Here is a 26,363-nt window from a genome sequence, read left to right as displayed (position 1 = left end):
ATGCGCATCGCCTCGGCCATCAAGAGGTCGTCCTGCTCCTGCTGCCACTTTGCTTCGGCTTCGGCCTTCGCTTGCGCCTCCGCCTGGGCCTTGGCAAGCGCATCCATTGCCGCATCGGGCAGCGGCACGTTGTGGCCCGCGAACATGACGTCGCCCGCGCGCGAGCTGTGGCCGTCGCTCCACTGGAGCTCCGAGGTTCCGAAGACGACGTTGCCGTTGTTCAGCGCGGGCTCGCCTTCGCGCTGGAGGCCGATCGCGGCGACTCCCGCCTCCTGCAGTGACCGGAACTCGCCCTCCTCCTGGCGGCCGTTGCCGTTCGCATCCTGGAAGAGCGCGAGGCGCTCCCAGTCAGCGTCTTCGTCCGTGATCCTGCCGTCGCCATCCGTGTCGAAGGCGACCAGCCCTTCGAGGTCCGTACGGGCCCCGGGCTGGTAGCCGACGAAGCTCACTTCGCGCTCCAGGTCGGCGCGCCCGTCCTCGTTCTCATCGAAGACCAGCACCGCAGCCCTGAGCTGCACTTAATGAAAGTGGCGATCTTTCCGCTGTCGTCACGATAGAAGTAAAGAACATGATTGAGGCCGCTGTGGTTTCGATTCTCTTCGTCAAGGACTAGATCAATGCCTAGATCTTTGACTGCCTTGTATGGTGTCAGTCCATATATGGCCGGGAGTCGTTCGTAGGTGTTGGAAACATGGGGCTCATGTCCTGGCACCAAGGATTCATAGGGGCGCTCGAGCGGATCGTCTCTGAAGATCAAGCTCGATCCGGCCAGCACACCCATATGTATCCACTCCGAATCCCTGAATTTCGTCTTCCGATAACTCTCGTAGTTCTCCTTCGAGAGCGGCTTCATGTCCGGGTAGTGCGCCACGATCCCGAAGCTCGTCAGCTTCGATCCGAAGGTGCGCACCGGCGGTGGTCCCTTGCGCTTCTCAAGCCAATGCGGATCGCCTTCGTACTCAACGAGGCGCGCATATGCGCGAGGAATCGACACCGGCACACCACCCAGATCGCCAACGACATCGCTCGCCGGAGGGCTGGTCGAATAGGGCGCCCCGGAAGGGTCGGCATTTGCCGACTGAACATCGCAACCCGAAAGCGCACACAGCGCCAGCACCAATGCCAGCCACCGACCCGTGGCCTGTTTCGTACGCATGAAACTTGTACTCCCTGATCCCAATTCATGACTCGGCGTCGGCACGACACCAGCGACTCCTCTGATCCTGCCTGCCCTTTATCGGCAACGCAAAAATTGTGAAGTCGCCGGACGATTGTTAAAAAGCCGCACAACGATCCATCTCACGTTGCGTGACCCGATCAGGATCACGCACCTTCAGCCCTCAGGTCCGCGCCGGCCAGCCGTCCTTCGACCCCAGCCTTGCCGCGAGGAATTCCAGGAAGCAGGTGATGCGCGCGGTCAGTTGAGTGTTGCGGTAATACACCGCGTTGATCGACTGCCGCACGTCCACCGTCTCGCGCGCCAGGATCTGCACGAGTTCGCCACGGGCAACGTCCGCGGCCGTCATGAAGTCCGAGAGGCACACGATGCCCGCGCCGGCCAGCGCGAGATGCCGCAGCGTCTCGCCGCTCGATGCGGCGAGCGCGGGCGTGATGGGCCATTCGTCGCCATGCGCGCCGCGCAGGGGCCAGTTGTTGAGCGACTCCGGCTGCGTGAAGCCGAGCAGGCTGTGGCGCGCCAGGCCGGCCACGTTCCTCGGGCGCCCGTGTTCGACGAGATAGGCGGGGCTGGCCAGCACCCGCAAGCGGCTGGTCGCGATGGGCCGCGCATGCAGTGTCGAATCGCGCAGATGGCCGATGCGGATCGCCACATCGGTGCGCCGCTCCAGCAGGTCGATGTTGAGGTCGTCGGTGTCGAGTTCCAGGCTGATCTGCGGATACGCGCGCCGGAAATCGGGCACCAGCGGCACGATGGCATGCAGCATGAACGGTGTCGCGGCGTTCACCCGCAAGCGCCCCGCCGGCTGCTGGCGACGCGCGGCCATCTGCTCTTCGGCGTCGTCGATGGAAGCCAGGATCGCGCGCGTGTGCGCCAGGAAGGCCTGCCCCTCCTCCGTGAGTTCGAGCCGGCGGGTGGTGCGCCGCAGCAGCGTGGTGTCGAGCTTGCGCTCCAGCCGGCCGAGCGCGCGGCTGATGCCGGAGACAGTCTGGCCCAGCTGCTCGGCCGCGGCGGTGATGGAGCCGGCGTCGACCACGGTGGCGAAGGCCTGGAGTTCCTCGATGGTGGATTTCATGATTGTTGACTGCGTGTCAAATATATTCTGATCGGAACCGGGTTTGTCTGCAAAGGCGGAAGACCCACACTCCCCGCATCCCAAGGAGTGTTTCCAATGCCCATTGCCCTACTGGCGCTGACCATCAGCGCATTCGCCATCGGGACGACCGAGTTCGTGATCGTCGGCCTGATCCCCACCATCGCGGCCGACCTGCAGATCGGCCTGCCCTCGGCCGGCCTGCTGGTCAGCCTCTACGCGCTCGGCGTCGCCATCGGCGCGCCGGTTCTCACCGCCCTCACCGGCCGGCTGCCGCGCAAGGCGCTGCTGCTCGGCCTGATGGCGCTGTTCACGCTCGGCAACCTTCTGGCGTGGAAGTCGCCGGGCTATGAGACGCTGATCGCGGCGCGCATCCTCACCGGGCTGGCGCACGGCGTGTTCTTCTCGATCGGCTCGACCATCGCCACCGGGCTGGTGCCCAAGGAGAAGGCGGCGAGCGCCATCGCGATCATGTTCACCGGCCTTACCGTGGCGCTGGTGACGGGCGTGCCGCTGGGCACCTTCGTCGGCCAGCACTTCGGCTGGCGCGAGACCTTCCTCGCCGTCGCGGGGCTGGGCGTGATCGCCTTCGCGGGCAGCGCCATCTTCGTGCCGAACAACATCCGCCACACGCCGCCGGCATCGCTGGCGCAGCAGTTCAAGGTGCTGGCCGAGCCGCGCCTGCTGCTGGTCTATGCCAAGACGGCCATCGGTTATGGCGGCTCCTTCATTCCCTTCACCTTCCTCGCGCCGATCCTGCAGGAGGTCTCGGGCTTCAGCGCCGGCGCCGTCGGCGGCGTGATGCTGGTCTACGGCCTCTCGGTTGCAGCGGGCAACATCTGGGGCGGCAAGCTGGCCGACCGCATGGGGCCGATTCCGGCGCTCAAGATCATCTTCGCGCTGCTGGCGGCCGTGCTGATGCTCTTCACTTTCACCGCGCCGCACAAGTGGCTGGCGCTGACGACGGTGCTGCTCTGGGGCGCGGTCGCCTTCGGCAACGTGCCGGGCTTGCAGGTCTACGTGGTTCAGCAGGCGGAGCGCTACACGCCGGACGCGGTCGATGTCGCCTCGGGGCTCAACATCGCGGCCTTCAACCTCGGTATTGCCGGCGCGGCCTGGGCCGGCGGCCTGGTGGTGACCCATCTCGGGCTGGTGCACACGGGCTGGATCGGCGCGCTGGTGGTCCTCGTGGCACTCGCGCTGACCGGCTGGAGCGGACGGCTGGACCGCCGGGGCCGCGCCTCGATCAACTTCAACCATCCAAGGACATCTTCATGAACACCATTCCCAGATTCGGCCTCGGCACCTTTCGCCTGAAGGGCCAGACGGTCATCGATTCGGTCAGGAACGGCCTCGAACTGGGCTACCGCCTGGTCGACACGGCGCAGATCTACGGCAACGAGGCCGAGGTCGGGCAAGCCATCGCCGAGAGCGGCGTGGCCCGCCAGGATCTCTTCATCACCACCAAGATCTGGACCGACCACCTTGCCGGCGACAGGCTCGTTCCCAGCCTGAAGGACAGCCTGGCGAAGCTGCGCACCGACCATGTGGACCTGACGCTGATCCACTGGCCTTCGCCCGGCAACGCGGTACCGGTGGCAGAGTCCATGAGCGCGCTGGCCGAAGCGAAGGCGCAGGGGCTCACGCGGCTGATCGGCGTCTCCAATTTCACGATCGGGCTGATGCGCCAGGCCATCGCCGCGGTGGGCGCGAGCGAGATCGCGACCAACCAGGTCGAGCTGCATCCCTACCTGCAGAACCGGAAGGTGGCCGAATTCGCGCACAGCCAGGGTATCTCGATCACCTCCTACATGACGCTGGCCTACGGCGCGGTGCTGAAGGACCCGGTGATCCAGGAGATCGCCGCCGCGCGGCAAGCCACGCCCGCGCAGGTCGCGCTCGCGTGGGCGATGCAGCTGGGCCACGCGGTGATTCCGTCGTCGACGAAGCGAGACAACCTCGAGAGCAACCTGAAGGCGCAGGCGCTTCGGCTTTCCGGGGAAGAGATGGCGCGGATCGCCACGCTGGAGCGCAACGGACGGCTGGTGAATCCGGAAGGGCTGGCGCCCGCCTGGGATTGAGCCGCGCGCCTACCGGGTGCGGGTCGGAAAACGCTTGAGCATGCTGCGCCCGAGCGAGGTGATGGCCAGGACGGTGGCGGGCGGCTGCTCGTAGCCGTCGATCGTCCGCACCGGCTTGGGGATCGTCGCCTTGACGTGGCCAGCCATGTTGAGAACGCGCACGGTGTCGACGTCGCGGCCGCTGCTCACGGCGACCGGCAGTTCCTGGACTGCCAAACGATGAAGGAGGGTAATAGGCACCTGGCGAGTATGCCGTCTGAGGCTGACGGATCTCCATCGCCGGCGCACCCGCGCCTGTTTTCGGGACATTCGGCTGTCGGCCCGAAGGCTCGCAAGCCGCTCAGTCCGTGGCTGCGGGCGCGAAGCGCGGCGCCCGCCGCTCGATGTTGGCGCGCACGGCCTCGGTCTGGTTCGCGCTGCCGATCAGCCTGCCCTGCTCCATGGATTCGGCCAGCAGCAGGTCGGCCGCGCTGTGGCCCATCGCGGCATTCAGCAGGCGCTTGCCGGCACGGATCGCGTCAGGGCTCTTGAGCGCGATGTCGTGCGCCATGGCGAGGGCGTCGGCCAGCGGATCGGCCGACAGCCGCGTCGCGAAGCCCAGCGCCACGGCCTCCTCGCCCGAGAAGATGCGGCCGGTGAAGGTGAGTTCGCGCACGACGTCGGTCCGGGCGAGTTCGCGCATCAGCACCATGCCGCCCATGTCCGGCACCAGGCCCCACTTGATCTCCATCACCGAGAGCCTGGTGTCCGCGGCGATCAGCCGCACGTCCGCCCCCAGCGCCACCTGGAGACCGCCGCCGAAGGCCACGCCGTGCACCGCGGCGATCACCGGCACGGGCACCTCGCGCCAGACGAGCGCGACCTGTTGCGCCGCATTGGCGATCCCGTGCGTGCGCGCCAGGATGTCCGCCGCCGCGCCAGCGCCCAGGATCTCGCCGGGGCCGCCCTGCCCCATGCGCTGGAAGGATTGCATGTCGAGGCCGGCGCAGAAGGCCTTGCCGCGGCCCGCCAGCACCACCGCGCGGACGCCGGCGTCATCGCGCAGCCGGCTGCCGGCGTCGATCAGGGCGTCGAACATGGCGGGGTCCAGCGCGTTCATCTTGTCGGCGCGCGCCAGGTGAAGCTCGACCACGCCATCGGGGTGGCGAATCGATTCGATGCGTTCGTTCATGTGCGGTCTCCTTCGCTTGTTTGCACCAGGCTCCAGTATCGGGGCTCGACGATGGGCGCGATGCAAAGGAGCCGAGCATGAGAATTTCGAGGAGCCACAGTGCGTCGCTTGCCGATGTCGAGCCTTCCGGTTGGCCCGAAGCGCCGGGCGTCCGCTACGCCGCGCACGCGGACACGGTTCGGCATGACGCCATGGCGGGCCTGCTGATGAGGGCGAGTTCGTCACCCGGCGCCTGGCGGACTGTGCGATGCGATAAGGATTCATTGATCGACAAGGTGGAGTTTCACCGGGGGCGCGGCATCTTCACCATCGTCGCCGCCGAGGAGCGCCCGCCTCATGTACGGGGGCGGCAGCAGGATATCCAACATGCCATTGCCAGCGCGATTCCGATGTCAGGCCCGGTTGCGGTGACGCTGCACCTGAACCACAGGAATGGCAGCACACAGGCAGAGAACGAAGCCGACATCGACTACTACCACACCCTCGGACTGCCGATGCAGTCGGGAGGGCGGGCGAACCACTATCACCTCGAGTTTCCGGATCGCCTGGATGTGAGCACGCTCCTGGAGATCCTGGGTGCGCTGGCAATGCGAACGATCGGCGACCGGCCCGTTCTTTCAGGGCAGGATATGGAACGCATCCTGGGCCTCATGGGCCATTCGGCCGGCACGACTCGCGAGGGCCGGCCCTGGCGCGAGCCGGAACGCGATGCGCTCCAGCGGAAGTACCTCGCCCTCGGCGAGATGAACCTGCGGCAGGCGATGGCCCGGCGCGGCGACCTGCGCTCGCCGCGCACCGGCTTCGTCAACGCGCGCGATCAACCCGCCCGCCGCGCCGTCGAGCCTTCCTGCATGAAACCCGGCATGGAACCGGGCAAGACCCAGGACGCCGTCACGCTGCGCCTGGCGAGCGACCTCCAGCGCCTGGAGGAGCTGGCGCGCCAGCCCACGGGCGTGATCGAACTCATGAACATGCGCCACGGCCTGCGCCTGACGATGAGGAAGTTTCCCGGCGAAGCATCGCTGCGGCGGGCGGTGCTGGCCGCCATCGAGCGCGTCGAACTGGCGCTGGCGGGAAGCGTCGCCGATCGCGCTCGCGGTATCGTCGGCAGCTGACAACATCGAGAACCCCAAGGAGCAAGCCCATGCCCATCCGCATTGTCCGTCTCGGCAGCGAGCGAGCGCCCCACGAGGGCCTGCGCATCGGCACGGTGCGCCGCCCGCCGCGCGGCGTGCCGAAGACCGAGTTCGCGTCGCAGAACTGGTACGATGTCTGGTATCCCAACCTCGCGCCCTCGGTCGAGACCATGAAGATCGCGCAGGCGGCCGAAACACCGGCGCAATGGGCAGCCTTCGGCAGGAAATTCAGGAGCGAGATGGCCGAGCCTGACGCGAGCCGCAGCCTGAATCTGCTGGCGGCGCTGTCGCACCAGACCGCGTTCTCGATCGGCTGCTATTGCGAAGATGAATCGCACTGCCATCGCTCGTTCCTGCGCGCCCTGCTGAAGGAGCGCGGCGCCGAGATCGCCGACTGAGGGGCTCATCCCGCCGTGGCGGGGATGCCGGCGGGGCGCCTACCTCTGCGCCTTGTCCTTCTGGTTCTGCGCCTCGATGCGCTCGCGCGCCGCCATCCAGTCCGCGTCGCTCCACTGCCGCAGTTCGTAGAAGTTGCCGCCGGTGGCCATCGCGTTCCCCCCATCCATCATGATGCTCTGCCCCGTGAGCCAGTCGCACTGGCCGCGGGCCATGAGGAAGGTCGCGAGGTTCTGCAGCTCGCTCATCATCCCGGTGCGCGCCATGGGGTTGCTCAGCTTGCTGCGCGCGCCGGGCTCCTCGCCGGGGTTCAGCCGCTTGCTCATGCCTTCGGTCGGGATCTCGCCCGGCCCCACGGCGTTGAGCCGGATGCCGTAGCGCGCCCACTCGATCGCGAGCGACTTGGTCATCACCTCCACGCCCGCCTTGCTCATCGCCGAGGGCACCACATAGGGGCTGCCGTTGTCGACCCAGGTCACGATGATGCTCATCACGCTGCGGTAGGGATCGCCGGATTTCCACTTGCCTTCCTTCGCCTCGGCGACCCAGCGCTTGCCGACCGCCTGCGTAACGTAGAAGCTGCCGTGAAAGACGATGTTGGCGACAGCGTCGAAGGCGCGCGGCGAGAGGCTCTCTGTCGGCGCGACGAAATTGCCGGCGGCGTTGTTGATAAGCCCGGTGAGTCCGCCGGACTGCCAGAGGCTCTCGACCATCTCGTCCACGGCCTGCGCGTTGCGGATGTCCACGCCGAAGGCGTCGACGCGGCGGGCCGGAAACTGCTGGCGCCATTCGGCGGCGGTTTCTTCGCAGACCGCCTGGCGCCGGCCGCAGATGGCGACGTCGGCGCCCAGGCCCAGGAAGCGCTCGGCCATCGCGCGGCCGAGGCCGGTGCCGCCGCCGGTCACGAGGATGCGCTGGCCGGCCATGAGATCGGTTTGGAACATGAGGGTCTCCTTCTTTGTCGTCGATTTGAAACGGGGGCGGGGCAAGGCGCATCGTAGAACCGCGAGCCCGCGCCCGTAAGGCCGCTAAGCTGCACAGGTGACACCGCCAAGGATCCCGCCCATGACGACTTCCCCCGCTGCCGACACCCTCTTCGCACCGCTTTCCGGTGTGCGTGTGCTGAGCCTCGCGCTCAACCTCCCGGGCCCCGCCGCTCTGTTGCGCTGCCGCGCGATGGGTGCGGTCTGCGTGAAGCTCGAGCCGCCCTCGGGCGACCCGATGGGCCACTACAACCCGGTCGCCTACGCCGCGCTGCACGAGGGTGTGGAGGTGAAGGCCGCCGATCTCAAGGCCGAGGCCGGGCAGCAGTTGCTGCATCGCATGCTCGACGAGACCGATGTCCTGCTGAGTTCTTTCAGGCCGTCGGCGCTGCACAAGCTGGGCCTGGGCTGGGAAGCGCTGCATGCGCGTCATCCCCGGCTCTCGCAGGTAGCGATCGTGGGCGCGCCTGGCGCGCGCGCCGAGGAACCGGGCCATGACCTGACCTACCTGGCCGAAAGCGGCCTGATCGCCGGCACGGCCCTGCCGCCGACGCTCTACGCGGACATGGGTGGTGCCCTGCTCGCGAGCGAGGCGGTGTTGAAGACGGTCTTGCGTCCCGGCGCCCCGGACGCAGCCGGCGTTTACCTGGAGGTCGCGCTGAATGCCGCCGCCGATTGGCTTGCCCTCCCCCGCACCTGGGGACTGACGACGCCTTCCGGTGCCGTGGGCGGTGCGCATGCGGGCTACCGCGTCTATGGCTGCGCCGACGGCCGTGTCGCCGTCGCCGCGCTGGAGCCCCATTTCGCTGCTCGCCTGTGCGAAGCCGCCGGCGTGGCGTCACGCGACATGTTCGCCCCGGCCACCCATGAAGCCATCGCCGACTGGCTCGCCGCCCGCACCCGCGCAGAGCTGGAAGCCATGGCGCGCGAACGCGACGTCCCATTGCTCACCCTGCCCGACTGACCACGCCGCGCCCGACAGCCCCTCGCGAGCGCCAGAAACACCGCGGAACCGGCTCCGCCGGTCCGCTGGTGTTGCCCCCGGTGAGGGGGAAGGCGAAGCGACACGAAGTGCGCGAAGCCTGGGGGTGAGCAAGCCCTGGCACGCCAATCGCTTGCACGGCATCAGCGGCATGGCAAATGGCGTCATCGGCACCAAAGCCGTGCGGCAATCCGGCCATGTCACGCTCCAACGACCCCTTCGACCGCCACCTGCTGCGCGTCTTCGCGATCCTCATGGCGGAGCGCAGCGTCTCGCGCACGGCCGCGCGGCTCAACCAGTCGCAGCCGGCCGTGAGTACCGCGCTCCGGCGTCTGCGGGAGATCTTCGACGACCCGCTGCTGCTGCGCGACCATCAGCGCATGGTGCCCACCGAGCGTGCGCTGCAACTGGAGACGTCGGTCCGGGTAGTGCTCGGCGAAATCGACACGCTGCTCTCGCCCGGCGACAGCTTCGAGCCCGCCACGACGCGCCAGACCTTCCGCGTCGGTACGCCCGACTGCCTGGCGCCGCCGCTCATGGCCGCAATGGTCCACTACATGCGCACGGCCGCGCCCGGTGCGCGCGTCCTGCTGCAGCCGCTCGGCGGCAGCGACGATTTCGATAGCGCGCTGGCCGAGGGCGAACTCGACGTCGTGATCGGCAACCGGCCCCAGCCGCCCGAGCACCTGCGCGCTACGCTGCTGCTGGAAGACGAGATCGTCTGCCTGCTCGACCGCGACCACCCTTGCGCGGGCGGGCTCACCGTGGCGGACTACCTGCGCGGGTCGCACGTGGTACCCCTGCTCCAGGACACAGCCCGGCGCGGCGTCGTCGAAGCGCATCTGGCCGCGCACCGCATGCTGCGCACCCCGACCGTGACCGTGCCCTACTTCGCGATGGCGCCGCACCTGTTGCCGGGCACCGACCTGATCTTCACGACCAGCAGGCATTTCGCGCAGCACTTCGCGAGCGTGCTGCCGCTGACTGTGGTGGCCTCGCCGATCGACTTTCCGCCGATGCGCTTCTACCAGTTGTGGGATGGCCGCACCCAGCATGCGCCGGGGCATGTGTGGTTCCGCTCGCTGCTGTCGGCGGTGGTGCGCACCGCGGGGGCCACGCGGCACCTGCGCGTCTCGCCGCCCCTGCGCCGTTTCGCCGGCCAGTTCGCCTGAAGGCGTTCGGCGCCGGGCGCCCCGAATAAGGGATTGGCGACTTCGCCGGCGGGCAGGTTTGAATCAAAATGCGCCTCTTGCCCGCCACCCCGTTGCCCATGCCCGCCACCCCGTTGCCCATGCCCGTCGACGCGCCCCGCCCCCTGCTGAGCCCCGAGCACATCGCGATGATCGGCAAGGGCGTTTCCGCCATCGTCGCCTCGCGCAATGCCGCCCACCGGCCGAGCCTGATGCGCGCGCTCGGCACCGGTATTTCACCGGACGGCATGGAGCTGACCGTGTACGTCGCGCGAAGCCAGTCGCGCCAGTTGCTGCAGGACATCGCGGCCACCGGCCGGATCGCGGTGGTGTTCAGCGAGCCGATGAGCCACCGCACGGTGCAGCTCAAGGCCAGCCGGGCCGAACTCCGCGCCGCCGACGAGAGCGACCTGCCGCTGCTGCGCCGCTACCTGGCCTCGATGGAGATCGAAGTGGGCGCCGTGGGTGCCGAACCGGCATTCGTCCGCGCCATGCTCGCCTTCCGGCTCGAGGACCTGGTGGCCATCGAGTTCAGTCCGGAGCAGGCCTTCGACCAGACGCCGGGCCCGCGCGCCGGCAGCGCACTGCCCGGCTCCTGAATCGCGCGCCATGCCCACCTCCGCCCCACCCCTGTCGCTGCACGCCATCCGGGCCTGCTTCGAAGGCGCGATCCCGGCCATCATGGCGACCTGCGCCGAGGACGGCACGCCCAACGTGGCCTATATCTCGCAGGTCTACTACGCGGATGAACGGCACGTCGCGCTGTCGTTCCAGTTCTTCAACAAGACGCGGCAGAACATCCTGGCCAACCCCTACGCCAACGTGCTGCTGATGGACCCGGTCACGGCCGCCTTCTACCGGCTCCAGATGCGCTATCTGCGCACGGAAACCGAAGGGCCGCTGTTCGAGGGCATGAAGGCACAACTCGCGGGCATCGCGTCGCACTCGGGCATGGCCGGCGTGTTCCGCCTGCAGGGCTCGGACGTGTACGAGGTCGAGTCCATCGAGAGCGTGGAAGGCGCGCGCCTGCCGGCGGCGCCGCCCGGGCTCGGCCTGCTGGCCGGTGTGCGGCGCACGGCCGAGCGGCTGGCCGCCTGTTGCGCGACAGACGAGTTGCTGCAGGCCACCCTCGCGGCGCTGAACGACCACCTGGGCGTGCGGCATGCGATGGTGCTCATGCTCGATGCGGCCACGCAGCGCCTCTACACGGTGGCGAGCTGCGGCTATGCGACCTCCGGCGTGGGCTCGGAGATCGAGATCGGCCACGGGGTCATCGGCGTGGCCGCGCGCGAACGCACGCCGGTGCGCATCAGCCACATGACGAGCGCCGCCGCCTACAGCCATGCGGTGCGCAGCAGCATGCGAGAGATCGAGCCCGGGCTCGCGCTCGACACCGAGATTCCCTTCCCGGGCCTGGCCGAGCCGCACAGCCAGTTGGCCGTGCCCATCGTGTCGGCCGGCCGGCTGCTGGGTGCCCTCTTCGTCGAGAGCCCGCAGGACATGCGTTTCGGCTTCGAGGACGAGGATGCGCTGGTCGCCATCGCGGGCCAGCTCGGCGCCGCGCTGGAACTCCTTCGCGCCGTGGACGAGCCGGCGCCGTCCGCCGAAGAGCCCGCCAGGGCCGAGCCGCCGTCGGCCACGGGCGCGCCACTGCTGGTGCGCCACTATCTCGCCAACAACAGCGTCTTCGTCGGCGACCGCTACATGATCAAGGGCGTGGCCGGCGCCATCCTGTGCAAGCTGCTGCGCGAACACACGCGGGAGGGCCGCAGCGAGTTCACCAACCGCGAGCTGCGGCTCGACCCCGCCCTGCGCTTGCCCGACCTGTCGGACAACCTGGAGGCGCGCCTGGTGCTGCTGCAGCGGCGCCTGGTCGAGAACTCGCCGGACATCCGCATCGAGAAGACCGGGCGCGGCCGCTTCCGGCTGCGCGTCGAGCGGCCGGTAACCCTGGACGAGATCAGCGGCTAGGCAGGCAGGCCCGGCCTGGCCGGCAGGTCCAGGCGGGTCCTGAGCTTGGTCCATTCGCGCTCGCTCAGGTGCGGCCGCACCAGATCGAGGGCGGCAGCGAAGGCCGGCGCCGGCGCATGCGCGCGCATCTCGGCCATCATCGCGGCGCGCTCGGCCGGGTTCATGAACGGCACCATCCAGCGCAGCACGAACATCATGTCCTCGGGCGGAATCGATGCGACCAGCGCGTCGTGGATCTCGACCAGCTCGGCGTCGGTGTAGCGCGCCCACAGCACGGCGTTGTGCGCGGTTTCCTCCACGTGCATGTGCTCGAAGTTGTGCGCGATGAAGAGCGCGAGCGCGCGGTAGAGCGCCAGCGTGCCGGCGGCGCGGCGGGCCGGCTCGCAGTTCAGCAGCGCGGTCGTCTGGCTTGCGAGGGCGGCGATCGCTTCCTCGTGCTCGGCGTGTTCGTGCGCGATCTGACCGCTGGCACCGGGGGCGCGGGCCTCCAGGGCGGGGTGCACGAACTCGTTTTCGTGCCGCAGGTGCGAGCGGCAGAAGTCGAGCAGTTGCAGCACGCGCTGCGTGCCCTGGGCAAGCTCGAGCGCGTCCTCGCTGTCCATGCGCCCGAGCGCCAGCAGGGTGTCGGCCATGAGGGCGCGCAGCGCCTTGTGGATGCTGCCGTACATGTCGAAACGGGGCGCCGCCGCTTCGGCCGATTCGGCCACGCCGGCGACTTGGCGAATTTCGCGCTGATCGATGTTCATTCGGCGATTCCTCTTCTTTCCGTGGAGCGGACAGCACCCAGTGCGCTGGCCTGCTGGGGAAGAAGTCTAGAAATCCGAGCCTCGCGGCGCCGCTAAGAAATGCTTAAGCAATCCCTCACCGAAGCTTAAATTCGGTTCTAGGCCGCATGGCCGCTAGGCAGTCCGGCCTAGACCGGAGGTGGCGGCTTGCGGGCCACACGTCGGCCCGTTACTCTGAATGCGGGGCGGGCGTCTCCCGCCCGGGAGAGCCGTCATGTATCAACGCATCCTCGTCGCCACCGATGGCTCCGCGCTGTCGGAACAGGCCGTGACCAGCGCGATCGATCTGGCCGTCCTGGCCCATGCGGAGCTCTACGCCGTCAAGGTGGTCAGGCACCACACGACGGGTTATTTCGAAGGCGCCATGCTCCTGGACCAGCCCGAGATCACGCGCCTGCAGGAACAGGCCGTGGCCGAAGCCCAGCGGGTGGTCGACACGGCCAGGGAGAAGGCGATGGCCCAGGGCGTTCCGACCGCCTACGCGATCGTCATGCAATCCGAGCTGGTGTCCGAGGCCATCATCGAGGCCGCGAGGGCGCACAAGTGCGACCTGATCGTGATGGCCTCGCACGGACGCAGCGGCATCCGGCGCCTGCTGATGGGCAGCGAAACCCTGCACGTCCTGACGCACTCGCACACGCCTGTGCTGATACTGCGCTGAGCGCTCAGCGCACGCTCGCCGCCTCGCGGTCGCGGTCCTCGTGCTTGATGGCAAGGTAGGTCGGCAGTTCGATCTCGTGCAATTGAGGCGGGTACTGCTCGACGGCGTCGAACCAGCGCCTCAGGCGCTTGTCGAGCGGGTCGGGCGGGGACATGCTCGCGCCCGCGAGATAGGTGTCGAGCGTGAGGAAGTAGCGCATGGCATTGCGCTCCATCAGGCCACGCAGCCCCCGGATGTACTCAGGCTGGCCGCCCGGCGTCCTGCCGATCACCGTGAAGCCGACCTTGTGGCTGCCGAAGGTCGAGAGGTAGGCCATGGTGGCGAACTTCGCCATGATGTTGTGCCTGTAGGCATAGCCGAAATGCACGAAGCTCTGGCGCTCGCCCATCGGCACGGCTTCGAGGGCGACGCGGTAGTGGCTGGTCCCCATCGGCCCGGTCTCCGCGGAAAGATCGACCGCGAGATAGTCGTGCGTGGCGCTGGTGACACGGTGCACGAAGGGAAGCTCGAAGGCCTGCTCGATCGGCTTGTCGTAGCGAACCACGACGCTCAGCGTGACCGTGTCGACGCCCGGCCCGCGCGCGACGCGGCAGCGCCGATTGTTGATGTGCAGCACCAGCATGTCGCACCACTGCGCCGGGTTCTGGAGCGCGCTGCGCACGACGTCGATCGGATGGTCGACAACGGCATAGACATCACCTTCCAGCCCACCCGGCGTTTCCGCGGAGACCAGGACCACGGGGCGGTGCAGGGGGCTGTTGGCAAGCGGTTCCGCGAGCTTGCGCTGCATCTCCTGCAAGGCCGGCGCCGACCCGGTTTCCAGGACGGGGGTGGCGGCACGGGCACCGGGCGCCAGCAGGGCCAGTGCGAGCCATAGTGCGATTCGGCCGAAATGGCCGAGACGGCCGGATCGGCGGTGCGGCGACATGACCCAATGGCTTTCCATGTCCCGCACGATACAACGGCCCGGCTCGCACCGTTGGCGGCGTGCCCGCGCCTCAGCGCGCCGGGCGCCCCGGCTTGCCGGCCAGGGCCTTCGGCCGCCCCGCCCCGTTGTCGCGCGGCGGCAGGCCGGTGTGCTGCGTGAGGATACGGCCCTTGACCGGCTTCACGGGCGCCACGGCCTTGGGCGGCACGGCGGTCGAGTTCTTGCGGCGCGCGCTCTGGTAGCTGCCGTCGGTGAGCGGCTGCCAGGTCGGTATCAGGTGATGCTTGCCGTTGCCGATGAGGTCGGCGCGCCCCATGGACTTGAGCGCCTCGCGCAGCAGCGGCCAGTTGTTGGCGTCGTGGTAGCGCAGAAAGGCCTTGTGCAGCCGGCGGCGCTTGTCGCCGCGCACGATATCGACCGTCTCGCTCTCGCGCGTGATCTTGCGCAGCGGATTCTTGTTGGTGTGATACATCGTCGTCGCGGTGGCCATCGGCGACGGGTAGAAGGTCTGGACCTGGTCGGCGCGAAAGCCGTTCTTCTTCAGCCAGATGGCGAGGTTCATCATGTCCTCGTCGCTGGTGCCCGGATGCGCGGCGATGAAGTACGGAATGAGGTACTGCTTCTTGCCCGCCTCGGCGCTGAACTTCTCGAACATCTGCTTGAACTTGTCATAGCTGCCGATGCCGGGCTTCATCATCTTTGTGAGCGGGCCCTGCTCGGTGTGCTCGGGCGCGATCTTGAGATAGCCCCCGACGTGGTGCTGCACCAGCTCCTTCACGTATTCGGGCGACTGCACGGCCAGGTCGTAGCGCAGGCCGGAGCCGATCAGGATCTTCTTGATGCCCTTGAGCGCACGCGCGCGGCGGTAGATCTTGATGAGCGGATCGTGGTTGGTGTTGAGGTTCGGGCAGATGCCGGGGTACACGCAGCTGGGCTTGCGGCACGCCGATTCGATCTCGGGCGACTTGCAGCCGATGCGGTACATGTTGGCGGTCGGGCCGCCGAGGTCGGAGATGGTGCCGGTGAAGCCCTTGACGCTGTCGCGAATGGACTCGACCTCCTTGATGATCGACTCTTCGGAGCGGCTCTGGATGATGCGCCCCTCGTGCTCGGTGATGGAGCAGAAGGTGCACCCGCCGAAGCAGCCGCGCATGATGTTCACGCTGAAGCGGATCATTTCCCACGCGGGGATCTTGGTCGCGCCGTCGTGGCTGCCGTTCTCGTCGGCATAGCGCGGATGGGGGCTGCGCGCATACGGCAGGTCGAAGACGTGGTCCATCTCGGCCGTGGTGAGCGGAATGGGCGGCGGGTTGATCCAGACGTCGCGCGCGGTCGCGCCTTCGCCGTGGGCCTGCACCAGGGCACGCGCGTTGCCGGGGTTGGTCTCGAGATGCAGCACGCGGTTGGCATGGGCATAGAGCACCGGGTCGGCACGGACCTGCTCGTAGGAAGGCAGGCGGATCACGGAGCGATCGCGCGGCGGCACCTTGATGCGAGAGCGACTCTGGAGGGCAGGATTGGGCACGAAGGTCAAGGGCTTGACGGCCGGGCCGGCCGAAGCGCCCGCCTGCGCGGCGGCGGCAACAGCCTCGGCCTCGTCCTCCCGCGCGCAGGTCTCGCCATTCGCCTTCGCCTGTTCCGACACCATCAGGTACGGATTGACATGCGCCTCGACCCGCCCGGGCTCGTCGACGCTGGTCGAATCGATCTCGAACCAGCCCTCGGGCGTCTCGCGCCGCACGAAGGCGGTGCCGCGCACGTCGGTGATCCGGTGCACGGGCTCGCGCGCGGCCAGGCGATGGGCAATCTCGACGATGGCGCGCTCGGCGTTGCCATAGAGCAGCAGGTCGCACTTGGCGTCCACCACGATCGAGCGGCGTACCTTGTCCTGCCAGTAGTCGTAGTGGGCGATGCGGCGCAGCGAGCCTTCGATGCCGCCCAGCACGATCGGCACGTCGCTCCAGGCTTCCTTGCAGCGCTGCGAATACACGATGGCCGCGCGGTCCGGCCGCTTGCCGCCGATGTCGCCAGGGGTGTAGGCGTCGTCGCTGCGGATCTTGCGGTCCGCCGTGTAGCGGTTGATCATCGAGTCCATGTTGCCCGCGGTCACGCCGAAGAACAGGTTCGGCTTGCCCAGCACCTTGAAGGGATCGGCGCTCTGCCAGTCGGGCTGCGCGATGATACCGACACGGAAACCCTGCGCCTCCAGCATGCGCCCGATCACGGCCATGCCGAAGCTCGGATGGTCGACATAGGCATCGCCGGTGACGACGATGATGTCGCAGCTGTCCCAGCCCAATGCCTCCATTTCGGAGCGCGTGGTCGGCAGGAACCTGGCCGTGCCGAAACGCGCCGCCCAGTACTTGCGGTAGCTGGTCAGCGGCTTGGCGGCGCGCGTGAAGAAGGAGACGTCGACGGGGGCGTTCATCAGGGGGGACGGCGGAAAGCGCCGTGTGGGCCGTGGGGGACCGGGTGGGCCCGTGGCGGGCAACTGGGCATTTTAGGGTTTTCCTCCCTCCTTGTCGCCCCGCAGGGAGATGTCCGGCCGCTGCGACCCGGCTCATTTAGTTGCTTTTGTCAAGCAATCGACTGACAATGGCAAGCATGCCAGAGTCCAATGCATCTCCCGACGTGGCCGCCGTCAAGGCCGTCCGTCAGTTCAATCGCTTCTACACGCGCCGCATCGGCGTGCTCGATCCCTACCTCGGCAGCGACATGTCGCTCACCGATGTGCGTGTGCTGTACGAGCTGGCGCACCGCGAATCGGCGGTGGCGAGCGAAATCGGCAAGGACCTCGGGCTCGACGGCGGCTACCTGAGTCGCATCCTGCGCCGCTTCGAAAGTGCCGGCTGGCTGACCCGCGAGCCGAATCCGCGGGACGCGCGCCAAAGCCTGCTGCGCCTGACCGAAGCGGGGCACGCGGCTTTCGCACCGCTCCAGCAGAAGTCGCGCGACGAGGCTCGTGCCCTGCTCGCCCGGCTGCCGGCCCCGCGGCAGCGCCAGCTGATCGACGCCATGCGCACGATCGAGGCATTGATCGAACCCACGGCCAGCGCGCCGGCCACGCCGACGACGGTCGTGCTGCGCGAGCCGGGCCCCGGCGACATCGGCTGGGTGGTGCAGCAGCACGGCGAGATCTATGCGCGCGAGTACGGCTGGAACAGCGACTTCGAGGCGCTCGTCGCCGACATCGCCAGCCAGTTCCTGCGCAAGTTCCAGCCGGCGTGGGAGCGCTGCTGGATCGCGGAGCTGAACGGGGAACGGGTGGGCGCCGTCTTCGTGGTGCGCAAGTCGCCCACTGTCGCGCAGTTGCGGATGCTGATCCTCGCGCCCCAGGCGCGCGGGCTCGGCCTGGGCGCAAGGCTCACCGACGAATGCATCGCTTTCGCGCGCAACAAGGGCTACCGGAAGATGGTGTTGTGGACCAACAGTTGCTTGAGCGCCGCACGCGGCATCTATGCCGCGCGCGGGTTCAAGCGGGTCAAGTCCGAGCCCTACGAGGGCTTCGGCCAGCAGCTGGTCGGCGAGACCTGGGAGCTGAAGCTGTAGCGCCAGCGCCTTACTGCATGAACCAGCCGTGGCTCACGACCAGCGACTGGCCGGTCAGCGCGTTGGTCGGGAAGGCGGCGAACAGGAGCGCCACGCGGGCGACGTCCTCGGTGGTGGTGAACTCGCCGTCCACCGTCTCCTTGAGCATGACGTTCTTGACCACCTGTTCCTCGGTGATGCCCAGGGTCCTGGCCTGTTCGGGAATCTGCTTCTCGACCAGCGGCGTGCGCACGAAGCCGGGGCAGATCACGTTGGCGCGCACGCCATGCTTGGCCCCCTCCTTCGCGACCGTCTTGGCCAGCCCGATCAGGCCGTGCTTCGCGGTCACGTAGGGCGCCTTGAGGACCGAAGCCTCCTTCGAATGCACCGAGCCCATGTAGATCACGCTGCCGCCGCGGCCCTGCGCGTACATATGCTTGAGGCACGCCTTGGTGGTGAGGAAGGCGCCGTCGAGATGGATGGCCAGCATCTTCTTCCAGTCGGCGAAGCTGAATTCTTCCACCGGATGCACGATCTGGATGCCGGCATTGCTGATCAGGATGTCGATGCCGCCGAAGGCCTTGGCCGCATCCTCGACCGCCGCATCGACCTGGTCTTCGCTGGTGACATCGACGCCGACGCCGATGGCGCTCGCACCGGTGGCAACGAGTTCGGCGGCGGTGGCATCGGCGGCCTGCTTGTTGAGGTCGGCGATCACGACCTTCGCGCCTTCCTGCGCGAAGAGGATGGCGATCTCCTTGCCGATGCCGCTGGCCGAGCCGGTGATGAAGGCGACCTTGTCCTTGAGTTGCATGGGGTTTCCTTTGCTTGATCGAAGTCGAGGGAGGTTGAGGGGATGGGGGGAATCTACCGCGCGCTCGTGACCTGAGCGTGCGATGTGCGGATCTCCGGCACCTTCATCGGGTGGCGAACGCGCGGCATGTTGGGTTCGGTCAGGTCAAAGGTGGTCACGCCACTGCCCTGCGATGCGGCCTGCAGCCATTCCGGATGCTCGAACGTGTTGCGGATATCCCGCTGGCCGGCTTCCCAGTGTTCGTCGACCGAGGCACGGGAGAACTCGTAGTCCTTCGAGTCCAGCTCGTAGGGCTTGTCGCGGTAGATGAGGTGAACGATCTCGATCGGCTTGTGCGACAGCTGCGCGCACACCGCCACCACGCTGGGGTCCTTGCGCAAGGCGGCGGGCAGCTTGCCGATCAGGTCGGCCACGGCCTGCTGCAGGTTCATGTTCGACGCCAGGGCGTCGGTGTTCATGCGGGTCCGGCTCGAATAGGTGATGTCCTTCTGACGCTCCATGGTCTCGGAGAGCGTCCGGGGCATCGCGCCGCGGGCGCTGAAGAGGTCGACCTGCAGCACCATGAGGGGCTCGGTACGCGGATGCATGTCGAGCACGTACTGCAGGGGGGTGTTGGAGACGATACCGCCGTCCCAGTAGTCCTCGCCGTCGATGTGCACCGGGGCGAAGCCGGGCGGCAAGGCGCCGCTGGCCATGATGTGCTCGGGCCCGATGCGCTCGACCGTGTTGTCGAAATAGATCGAGTTGCCCGTGCGCACGTTGACCGCGCCCACGCTGAAGCGGGTGCCGCATTCGTTGATGCGGTCGAAGTCAACCAGCCGTTCGAGCGTCGCCCGAAGCGGATCGGTGTCGTAGTAGCTCAGCACCGGCGCGGCGCCGCCCATCAGGAGTGCCGGGCTGTGGCGGGGCTTGAAGAAGCCCGGGATACCGAAGGCCGCCGCGGAGAGGGCGCTCCACTGGTTGAACCATGTCCGGTCCCCCCACGCGGGCGTCAGGCTCTGGCCCGGGCCGGAGGACAGAAGATCCCAGACCTCGCGCAAGCGGTCGACGCGCCGCTCGGGTGGATTGCCGGCGATCAGCGCGGCATTGATGGCGCCGATCGACACGCCGGCCACCCAGTCGAGCACCTTGCGTTTTTCGATGAGGCCCGCATACACGCCGGCCTGGTACGCGCCGAGGGCACCACCGCCCTGCAGCACGAGCGCCTTCCTGGCGCTGTTGATATCAATGCGAGAGACGGCTGGTGGCCGGGAGGGTATTGCGGAAGAGGAGAGCGTCGGCTTTTTCATGCCGCCATTGGACACCAGTCGAACCGCATCTCGCCTGACCCGCCCGGTCGGGCCTGCATTACATCTTCGGCAGCATCTGGCCGCGGATCTCGCCACCCGGGTTGGCCGCCGTGTGGACATTGGCATACCAGCGCCCGGCCATAAGGTCGGCGGCCTGGGCCGGGGTGAGCGTGGCCTGCCCTTCGATCGGGCTGGCCGGGCTCGCGAACGGCAGCACGACAGCGGCGTTGGCGCCGGCGGCGGCCGGGCCGTGGAAGTGCGCGGCGGTGGCCGGACCGCTCAGGCCGCTGTAGGTGATCTTGTACTTCAGGACGTTGCTGTCCTTGTCCAGCCAGGCTTCGGCGAGGCCGCTGCCACGGGTCATGTTGGGGGGAACCTCGCTGGCCGCATTCATCGTCCCGCTGAAGCTCGCGGTGTTGGACTTCGACATCATTCCGCAACCCGCGAGTACTGCGGTTGCGGCGCCTGCCACGAGGGCCATGCGCAAAAGGGTGCCGTATCGAGTCATGTGCGAATCTCCATCTGTTTCTGAACTGGCCAGCATAGACACGGCCGGGCGCGCGCCGTGTCGGCCACGAGCCCGTCTTGCATCGCCGATGGCATCATCCGCCGGATGGATGCCCTCCCCTGCGCTCACGATGTCGCGGACTTCTGGCGACAAGCCGGCCCCCGGCGGTGGTTCGCCAAGAATGAAGCCTTCGATGCCGACTTCAAATCGCGCTTCGAATCCGCCCACCATGCCGCGGCGACCGGCGCGCTGGACCATTGGGCCAGCGAGGCCGAAGGCGCACTGGCCCTGCTGGTACTGCTGGACCAGTTCCCGCGCAATGCCTGGCGCAACAGCGGGCACATGTTCGCGACCGATGGCAAGGCGCTGGCGATCGCACGCGGCGCGATCGACGCCGGCCTCGACCGCAAGGTGGAGCAGGCGCTGCGGCCGTTCTTCTATCTGCCATTCATGCATTCGGAAAGCCTGGCGGACCAGGAGCTCTCGATCACCCTCAACGCGGCACTCGACAAGAACACGCTGCGCTATGCGGTGATGCACCGCGACATCATTGCGCGCTTCGGACGCTTCCCCCACCGCAACAGCGTGCTGGGTCGCGACACGACGTCGGACGAAAAGAAATTTCTCGATGAGGGCGGGTTCTCCGGCTAAGTCCTTCGCCAGTCATTTCCTGCAAAGACAAGTCAATTTCGAACGGCGGCGATTCTCGCCAATTCTGCGCACATTGCAAACACTCAAGTGACATTTGTTCGCACGCCGCAGACAATCTTCGCATCTTCAGTGGCGGGACATCAATCAATCTTCAGAAAATTAGCGGCGCAATTATTTTTTGATTGAGTCCATGCCTAAGATCAGCAAACAGTTCGCCCCCACTACATATGCTGAAGAACATAATTCTTCCGAAAAACATCCTTTCTCGAGCGCGCCCGGGCAAGCGGCTCAGACAATCGCCTCTCTCCCCGCCAATCAGCTCGTTGAAGGCCTTCCGAAGCGCCGTCAACGGGTTGAAGAAAACGCACCGGACCCTCGGCCTTCGGGCACCGCATCAGCCCGGGAGATGTTCAAGAGTGCGGCACAGCGCGTGACAGCAAGACCCATCACGCAAGAAGAAATCAATATGGCACGTGCTCGCGCCGATGCCGTCACCTACAAGACGGTTTTCAATGCCATTCAGGAGCGATACAAGTCGTTTTCACAAGCCACGGAAACAGGACACGAGGGGATGGCAGGCGTTACCGGAGATATTGCGGACGTCAAAATTGGAGACCTTGTTTCCATCCTCCGGCATATCGCTGCCAACGATGACCGCAGACTCGACGCCGCCAGAAAATCAGCCATTTCCCCTCTCTTCGAAAAAATCTATCTCATGGAGAGCAAGGAGCAGGGCTGGAATCTGCGGCTTCATCAATTCGCCCCGGGAGGCAAGGCACAAGGGGAGGAGGAAATGCCGCACTATCATCGATGGACCCTCGCCTCCAAATTGCTTAAAGGCGGGTACGACAATAGAAATTTTCGTGAAATCCCTGATTCCGAAGCAACAGCGGACGAAAAACTGCACAAATACAGACTTGGGCCGGCGCCGGCGGGTGCGTCGAGCCGGTCGATGCTCCATGAGGGGCCCGTTGGCATGCGGATCACCCGCGACACGTTATTTCATGAGGGACAGGTTCGGCATTTCCCGATTGCGCTGCCTCACAGCGTCGTCGATCTCAGTCAACACACGGGTACGGGCATGACCCTGGCACATACCGCGAAGCCTGTAACGGATAGTTCTTTCACATATCGCACAAGTGAAAATCTCAACTCCGTGCCGCAGGAACAGTCAGCATCTCCCCAGGAATTCATCGCCTCTCTGCACAGCAAGGTCGCGTTCCTGCAATTGATTTCCTTGCGCGACGCCCTGCACAACCATCTCAAGGAAAAAGACCCACGGGCGCTCACTGCCAATGAGATCAGGCACCTTGAGGACTCCAGCGCGCCCAACTACATGGAAACTTCCCTGCTGCCTGCGCTTGCCATATCCAACCTGGCGGCGCGCGAGGGCGCGCCAAGCGATGAATTCAGTCCCGAGACCGTGAAGTTCCTGCGGGACAAGCTTCGGAAAATTGACGAATCTTCGTTTGCCGATCTGATCAAAGCCAACCAGCAGCACATCGAGAAGAAACCTCTCCACCGAGGTATTTTCCTGGGAGCAGTTGCGAACCATGGTCGAGAAGAAATAGGGATTTCGATCATCCAGGGGAGCACGGCCCTTTCGCGCCCGGCCGCACGGTGTGCTTGAGCGATCCATAGGTATGCGCGTAGACCCAGGTGAACTCGACGCCCAGCAGAAAGATCTGCGCCGAGTAATAGACCCATACCAGCACCACGACCAGCGACCCGGCCGCGCCGTAGCCCGAAGCCACACTGCTCTTGCCGATATACAGCCCGATCAGGTGCTTGCCCAGCGTGAACAGGAGCGCGGTGACCGCGGCGCCCACCCAGACGTCGCGCCACTGCACCCGCACGCGCGGCATGATCTTGTAGATCATCGCGAAGCCCACCGTGACCATCGCGAAGCTGAAGACGAAGTTGACGCCCTGCGCCAGCGCCTCCCAGTTGCCGAACACAGGCGACCACCACTTGCCGAGGGCCGCCAGCGCGGCGCTGGCCACCAGCGACACCATCAGCAGAAAGCCGATGCTCATGATCATGCTGAAGGACAGGAGACGCACGCGCACCAGGTTCAGGAGACTGGTGCTGGCTTCCCGTGCCGGGGCGCGCCAAATGCGATCGAGCGCGTCCTGCAATTCGCCGAAGACCGTGGTGGCGCCAAGCACCAGCAAGACAAACCCGATCACCGTGGCGACGATGCCCTCCGCCGGCTTGTTGACGGACCGCAGCATGCCCTGCACCGCACGCGCGCCATCGTCGCCCATGAGGCCCGAGAGTTGCGCGAAGATCTCGCCGCGCGCCGCGTTCTCGCCGAACACCAGCCCGGCGACCGAGATCACGATCAACAACAGCGGCGCCACCGAGAACACCGTGTAGTAGGCCAGGGCCGCGCCCATGCTCGGCGCGTAGTCGGCCTTCCATGAGGCGAAGGCCTCCCGGAACAGGTGGAAGACTGCCAGCGCGCTTGCTTTCATGCGTCCAGTGTCGCAGCCCGTGCGCCGATGGCAAGTCGGACAAGTTCCGCCAGCACGTTGTCGCGTGCGCAACGATAATCGCCGCCAATGCATCCGGCCCCCCCTCCCGCGGCATCGACACCCGATCGCCCGCAACCCCAATCTCCGCGCGACCTGTTCGTTTCCTTCACCTGGCTTGCGTTGCAGGGCTTCGGCGGCGTTCTCGCCATCGTGCAGCGCGAGATGGTCGAGAAGAAGCGCTGGCTCACGCCCGACGAGTTCCTGGAAGACTGGGCGGTAGCCCAGGTGCTGCCGGGGCCTAACGTGATCAACCTCGGCCTGATGCTCGGCGACCGCTACTTCGGCCTGCGCGGCGCGCTGGCCGCCGTGGCGGGCATGCTGACAGTGCCCCTCGGGGTGATCCTGGTGCTGGCCGTGCTCTATGCGCAGTTCGCCGCCAATCCCCAGGTCGCGGGCGCCTTGCGCGGCATGGGCGCCGTGGCGGGCGGTTTGATTGCCGCCACCGGCATCAAGCTGATCCCGCAGCTGCGCAAGCACCCGCTCGGCTTCGTCACCTGCCTCGCCTTCGTGGCGTTGGTCTTCTCGGCGGTTGCCATCGCGCGTGTCCCGCTCGGCTGGGTCCTGCTGGTCGTCGGCGGGCTCACCTGCGCATGGACCTGGTGGAAGATCGAGCCATGACCATCGTGATGCACTGGCACGACTGGCTGTCCCTGTTCGCGCAATACCTGATGCTTTCGCTGTTCTCGATCAGCGGCGCCATCACCACGGTCCCCGACATGCAGCGTTACCTGGTGGCCCAGCATGGCTGGCTGACGGAAGCGCAGTTCAGCTCCTCGGTGGCCATCGCCCAGGCGGCGCCGGGGCCCAATGTGCTCTTCGTCGCGCTGATGGGCTGGAACGTGGGGCTCAATGCGGGGGGCGGCATCGGTGCCGGGCCGCAGGCGTGGCTGCTGGGGCTGTTCGGGCTGGCCATCACGATGGTCGGCATCATGCTGCCCAGCACCACGCTGACCTACTTCGCGACCCGCTGGGGCCACCGCAACCGCCAGCGGCGCGGTGTTCGCGCCTTCAAGCAAGGCATGGCGCCGGTCGTCGTCGGCCTGTTGATCGCCACTGGCTGGATACTTTCTTCAGGTAACCATGCCGGCAGCGCGCCTGCATGGCACCTCTGGCTGCTGACCGGTGTCGCGGCGCTTATCGTCTGGCGAACGCGTCTTCATCTGCTGCGGCTGCTGGCGGTGGGTGCACTGCTCGGCGCGCTTGGCTTTGTTTGATCCACTCACGGGGAAACATCCATGGAACTGCGTTCTCTCGGCCGCTCCGGCCTTCAGGTCTCGCCGCTGGCCTTCGGCGGCAATGTGTTCGGCTGGACCGTGGACGAGGCACTCTCGTTCCGCCTGCTCGACGCCTGGCTCGACGCCGGCTTCAACTTCATCGACACCGCGGACGTCTATTCGAGCTGGGCGCCGGGCCATGTCGGCGGCGAATCCGAGACCATCATCGGCAAATGGCTCAAGCGCGGCGGCAAGCGCAACAGCGTGGTGCTGGCGACCAAGGTCGGGATGCCGATGGGCGACAAGAAGGGCCTTTCGCCGGCCTACATCCGCGAAGCAGTGGACGCGTCGTTGCGGCGCCTGCAGACCGACCGCATCGACCTGTACCAGTCGCACCAGGACGACCCGGATACGCCGCTCGAAGACACCCTCGGCACTTTCGCGGAGCTGATCAAGGCGGGCAAGGTGCGCGCGATCGGTGCGTCGAACTACACAGCCCCGCGCCTGGCGGAAGCGCTCGATGTTTCCGCTCGCCTGGGCCTCCCGCGCTACGAAAGCCTGCAGCCGCTCTACAACCTGTACGACCGCGCCGTTTTCGAGGACGCACTGGAGCCGCTGTGCGTCGAACGCGGCATCGGCGTGATCAACTTCTATGCGCTGGCGGCCGGTTTCCTCACGGGCAAGTACCGCAGCGAGGCGGATGTCCGCAAGAGCGCCCGCGGCGCCAACACAACGAAGAAGTACCTCAATGCACGGGGGCTGCACATTCTTTCAGCGCTCGACGCAGCCGCCAAGACGTACGGCGCGACGCCGGGGCAGATCGCCATCGCATGGCAGATTGCTCGGCCCTCGATCACGGCGCCGATCGCAAGCGCGACCTCGATCCAGCAGCTCGACGAACTCGTCGTTGCCGCGAGCCTGAAGCTCGACGCGGAAACCATCGCGGCGCTCGACGCGGCGAGCGCAGAGACCGCACAGCGGTAGGCACGCTCCCACACGCATTGGCGACTGTCGCCGCCGTGCCGGCGCGTGGATGCGCAGAGACTGGGTCCATCCAAAATTCGGAGAGAGAACCATGTCTTTTGCGCTTTATATGATCGGATTCCTGATCTTCCTGGCCGGTGTGGGCTGGGGTGCCTCGGTCGCGGGCGTGCCGACGCTCTATATCGGCATCGGCGCGCTGATCCTGTTGGGCGTGGGCATCTTCAGCGCCGTGGGACGCACGCGCAGCAAGGATCCCTCATAAGGGCTCAGGGGCGCCGCCTGCG

29 protein-coding genes are annotated in these 26,363 nt (G+C 66.9%); 16 read left to right on the top strand and 13 right to left on the bottom strand.

Annotated elements, in window-relative coordinates:
• From AC1DNF_RS26285 to AC1DNF_RS26275, 3 genes are all read right to left on the bottom strand, one after another.
• A partial coding sequence (locus tag AC1DNF_RS26285; RefSeq protein WP_478151588.1) for a hypothetical protein occupies positions 1-500 on the bottom strand: 500 nt, incomplete at its 3' end.
• Positions 446-1,156, bottom strand: a complete 711-nt coding sequence (locus tag AC1DNF_RS26280) for a hypothetical protein (RefSeq protein WP_478151587.1) — start codon at positions 1,154-1,156, stop codon at positions 446-448. The genes AC1DNF_RS26285 and AC1DNF_RS26280, both read right to left, overlap by 55 nt.
• Before the next feature lie 184 nt (positions 1,157-1,340).
• The gene (locus tag AC1DNF_RS26275; protein WP_478151586.1) at positions 1,341-2,252 is read right to left on the bottom strand and encodes a LysR substrate-binding domain-containing protein; all 912 of its coding nucleotides are present in this window, start codon (positions 2,250-2,252) and stop codon (positions 1,341-1,343) included.
• A gap of 96 nt (positions 2,253-2,348) precedes the next feature.
• Here AC1DNF_RS26275 and AC1DNF_RS26270 point away from each other — a divergent pair, with 96 nt between their 5' ends.
• Together AC1DNF_RS26270 and dkgB are read left to right on the top strand one after the other, a co-directional pair.
• On the top strand, positions 2,349-3,548 hold the full coding sequence (locus AC1DNF_RS26270) for an MFS transporter (RefSeq protein WP_478151585.1): 1,200 nt from the start codon (positions 2,349-2,351) through the stop codon (positions 3,546-3,548).
• Complete coding sequence (dkgB, locus tag AC1DNF_RS26265; RefSeq protein WP_478151584.1) at positions 3,545-4,351, top strand: 2,5-didehydrogluconate reductase DkgB; 807 nt, start codon at positions 3,545-3,547, stop codon at positions 4,349-4,351. The genes AC1DNF_RS26270 and dkgB overlap by 4 nt, the downstream gene beginning before the upstream one ends.
• 9 nt (positions 4,352-4,360) lie before the next feature.
• On the opposite strand, the gene AC1DNF_RS26260 is transcribed toward dkgB, so the two are convergent.
• Positions 4,361-4,567, bottom strand: a complete 207-nt coding sequence (locus AC1DNF_RS26260; protein WP_478151583.1) for a hypothetical protein — start codon at positions 4,565-4,567, stop codon at positions 4,361-4,363.
• A gap of 124 nt (positions 4,568-4,691) precedes the next feature.
• Positions 4,692-5,522 carry a crotonase/enoyl-CoA hydratase family protein gene (locus AC1DNF_RS26255; protein ID WP_478151582.1) on the bottom strand — a complete coding sequence of 277 codons (831 nt, stop codon included), beginning with the start codon at positions 5,520-5,522 and terminating at the stop codon, positions 4,692-4,694.
• Positions 5,523-5,599: 77 nt separating this feature from the next.
• Between AC1DNF_RS26255 and AC1DNF_RS26250 the strand changes: the two genes are divergently transcribed.
• Both AC1DNF_RS26250 and AC1DNF_RS26245 read left to right on the top strand, forming a co-directional pair.
• A complete protein-coding gene (locus AC1DNF_RS26250; protein WP_478151581.1) occupies positions 5,600-6,637 on the top strand; it encodes a hypothetical protein in 1,038 nt (345 codons plus the stop codon).
• A gap of 29 nt (positions 6,638-6,666) precedes the next feature.
• A complete protein-coding gene (locus AC1DNF_RS26245) occupies positions 6,667-7,056 on the top strand; it encodes a DUF488 domain-containing protein (RefSeq protein ID WP_478151580.1) in 390 nt (129 codons plus the stop codon).
• Positions 7,057-7,095: 39 nt separating this feature from the next.
• Here the strand turns inward: AC1DNF_RS26245 and AC1DNF_RS26240 are convergent, their stop codons facing one another.
• Positions 7,096-7,998, bottom strand: a complete 903-nt coding sequence (locus AC1DNF_RS26240; RefSeq protein WP_478151579.1) for an SDR family oxidoreductase — start codon at positions 7,996-7,998, stop codon at positions 7,096-7,098.
• Between the two features lie 121 nt (positions 7,999-8,119).
• On the opposite strand from AC1DNF_RS26240, the gene AC1DNF_RS26235 reads away from it, so the two are divergent.
• The 4 genes from AC1DNF_RS26235 (at position 8,120) to AC1DNF_RS26220 (ending at position 12,180) form a co-directional block, all read left to right on the top strand.
• Positions 8,120-9,001: a CoA transferase gene (locus tag AC1DNF_RS26235; RefSeq protein WP_478151578.1), complete on the top strand. Its 882-nt coding sequence runs from the start codon at positions 8,120-8,122 to the stop codon at positions 8,999-9,001.
• Between the two features lie 215 nt (positions 9,002-9,216).
• A complete protein-coding gene (locus AC1DNF_RS26230; RefSeq protein ID WP_478151577.1) occupies positions 9,217-10,191 on the top strand; it encodes a LysR family transcriptional regulator in 975 nt (324 codons plus the stop codon).
• A 68-nt stretch (positions 10,192-10,259) separates the two neighbouring features.
• Complete coding sequence (locus AC1DNF_RS26225; RefSeq protein ID WP_478151576.1) at positions 10,260-10,808, top strand: hypothetical protein; 549 nt, start codon at positions 10,260-10,262, stop codon at positions 10,806-10,808.
• 10 nt (positions 10,809-10,818) lie between these two features.
• On the top strand, positions 10,819-12,180 hold the full coding sequence (locus tag AC1DNF_RS26220; protein WP_478151575.1) for a GAF domain-containing protein: 1,362 nt from the start codon (positions 10,819-10,821) through the stop codon (positions 12,178-12,180).
• Here AC1DNF_RS26220 and AC1DNF_RS26215 read toward each other — a convergent pair.
• The gene (locus tag AC1DNF_RS26215) at positions 12,177-12,926 is read right to left on the bottom strand and encodes a hemerythrin domain-containing protein (RefSeq protein WP_478151574.1); all 750 of its coding nucleotides are present in this window, start codon (positions 12,924-12,926) and stop codon (positions 12,177-12,179) included. The genes AC1DNF_RS26220 and AC1DNF_RS26215 overlap by 4 nt on opposite strands.
• 253 nt (positions 12,927-13,179) lie before the next feature.
• Here AC1DNF_RS26215 and AC1DNF_RS26210 point away from each other — a divergent pair, with 253 nt between their 5' ends.
• A complete protein-coding gene (locus AC1DNF_RS26210; protein WP_478151573.1) occupies positions 13,180-13,626 on the top strand; it encodes a universal stress protein in 447 nt (148 codons plus the stop codon).
• Positions 13,627-13,630: 4 nt separating this feature from the next.
• Here the strand turns inward: AC1DNF_RS26210 and AC1DNF_RS26205 are convergent, their stop codons facing one another.
• Together AC1DNF_RS26205 and AC1DNF_RS26200 are read right to left on the bottom strand one after the other, a co-directional pair.
• Entirely contained in the window at positions 13,631-14,572 is a 942-nt protein-coding gene (locus AC1DNF_RS26205) for a hypothetical protein (RefSeq protein ID WP_478151572.1), read from the bottom strand.
• A 52-nt stretch (positions 14,573-14,624) separates the two neighbouring features.
• Complete coding sequence (locus AC1DNF_RS26200; protein ID WP_478151571.1) at positions 14,625-16,982, bottom strand: YgiQ family radical SAM protein; 2,358 nt, start codon at positions 16,980-16,982, stop codon at positions 14,625-14,627.
• A gap of 176 nt (positions 16,983-17,158) precedes the next feature.
• Between AC1DNF_RS26200 and AC1DNF_RS26195 the strand changes: the two genes are divergently transcribed.
• Positions 17,159-18,103, top strand: a complete 945-nt coding sequence (locus AC1DNF_RS26195) for a bifunctional helix-turn-helix transcriptional regulator/GNAT family N-acetyltransferase (protein ID WP_478151570.1) — start codon at positions 17,159-17,161, stop codon at positions 18,101-18,103.
• Positions 18,104-18,113: 10 nt separating this feature from the next.
• On the opposite strand, the gene AC1DNF_RS26190 is transcribed toward AC1DNF_RS26195, so the two are convergent.
• From AC1DNF_RS26190 to AC1DNF_RS26180, 3 genes are read right to left on the bottom strand one after another with little or no spacing between them, the layout of a single operon-like run.
• A complete protein-coding gene (locus AC1DNF_RS26190; protein ID WP_478151569.1) occupies positions 18,114-18,896 on the bottom strand; it encodes a 3-hydroxybutyrate dehydrogenase in 783 nt (260 codons plus the stop codon).
• A 53-nt stretch (positions 18,897-18,949) separates the two neighbouring features.
• Positions 18,950-20,185 carry a patatin-like phospholipase family protein gene (locus tag AC1DNF_RS26185; RefSeq protein ID WP_478151568.1) on the bottom strand — a complete coding sequence of 412 codons (1,236 nt, stop codon included), beginning with the start codon at positions 20,183-20,185 and terminating at the stop codon, positions 18,950-18,952.
• Positions 20,186-20,243: 58 nt separating this feature from the next.
• Entirely contained in the window at positions 20,244-20,693 is a 450-nt protein-coding gene (locus AC1DNF_RS26180; RefSeq protein WP_478151567.1) for a CHRD domain-containing protein, read from the bottom strand.
• Positions 20,694-20,798: 105 nt separating this feature from the next.
• On the opposite strand from AC1DNF_RS26180, the gene AC1DNF_RS26175 reads away from it, so the two are divergent.
• Positions 20,799-21,344: a DUF924 family protein gene (locus tag AC1DNF_RS26175; RefSeq protein WP_478151566.1), complete on the top strand. Its 546-nt coding sequence runs from the start codon at positions 20,799-20,801 to the stop codon at positions 21,342-21,344.
• A 190-nt stretch (positions 21,345-21,534) separates the two neighbouring features.
• On the top strand, positions 21,535-22,974 hold the full coding sequence (locus tag AC1DNF_RS26170; RefSeq protein ID WP_478151565.1) for a hypothetical protein: 1,440 nt from the start codon (positions 21,535-21,537) through the stop codon (positions 22,972-22,974).
• Here AC1DNF_RS26170 and AC1DNF_RS26165 read toward each other — a convergent pair.
• Positions 22,925-23,821: a YihY/virulence factor BrkB family protein gene (locus tag AC1DNF_RS26165; RefSeq protein ID WP_478151564.1), complete on the bottom strand. Its 897-nt coding sequence runs from the start codon at positions 23,819-23,821 to the stop codon at positions 22,925-22,927. The genes AC1DNF_RS26170 and AC1DNF_RS26165 overlap by 50 nt on opposite strands.
• 87 nt (positions 23,822-23,908) lie before the next feature.
• Between AC1DNF_RS26165 and AC1DNF_RS26160 the strand changes: the two genes are divergently transcribed.
• The 4 genes from AC1DNF_RS26160 (at position 23,909) to AC1DNF_RS26145 (ending at position 26,341) form a co-directional block, all read left to right on the top strand.
• Positions 23,909-24,499: a chromate transporter gene (locus AC1DNF_RS26160; RefSeq protein WP_478151563.1), complete on the top strand. Its 591-nt coding sequence runs from the start codon at positions 23,909-23,911 to the stop codon at positions 24,497-24,499.
• Complete coding sequence (locus tag AC1DNF_RS26155; RefSeq protein WP_478151562.1) at positions 24,496-25,095, top strand: chromate transporter; 600 nt, start codon at positions 24,496-24,498, stop codon at positions 25,093-25,095. The genes AC1DNF_RS26160 and AC1DNF_RS26155 overlap by 4 nt, the downstream gene beginning before the upstream one ends.
• A 21-nt stretch (positions 25,096-25,116) precedes the next feature.
• Positions 25,117-26,079: an aldo/keto reductase gene (locus AC1DNF_RS26150; RefSeq protein WP_478151561.1), complete on the top strand. Its 963-nt coding sequence runs from the start codon at positions 25,117-25,119 to the stop codon at positions 26,077-26,079.
• Positions 26,080-26,170: 91 nt separating this feature from the next.
• Positions 26,171-26,341, top strand: coding sequence for a hypothetical protein (locus AC1DNF_RS26145; protein WP_478151560.1), 171 nt, complete (start codon positions 26,171-26,173; stop codon positions 26,339-26,341).
• Positions 26,342-26,363 lie beyond the last annotated feature (22 nt).

Source organism: Variovorax sp. 01T432 (assembly GCF_056398605.1).
Note: the sequence above shows the minus strand (reverse complement) of the source record. Positions and strands in the feature narration are given on the sequence as shown.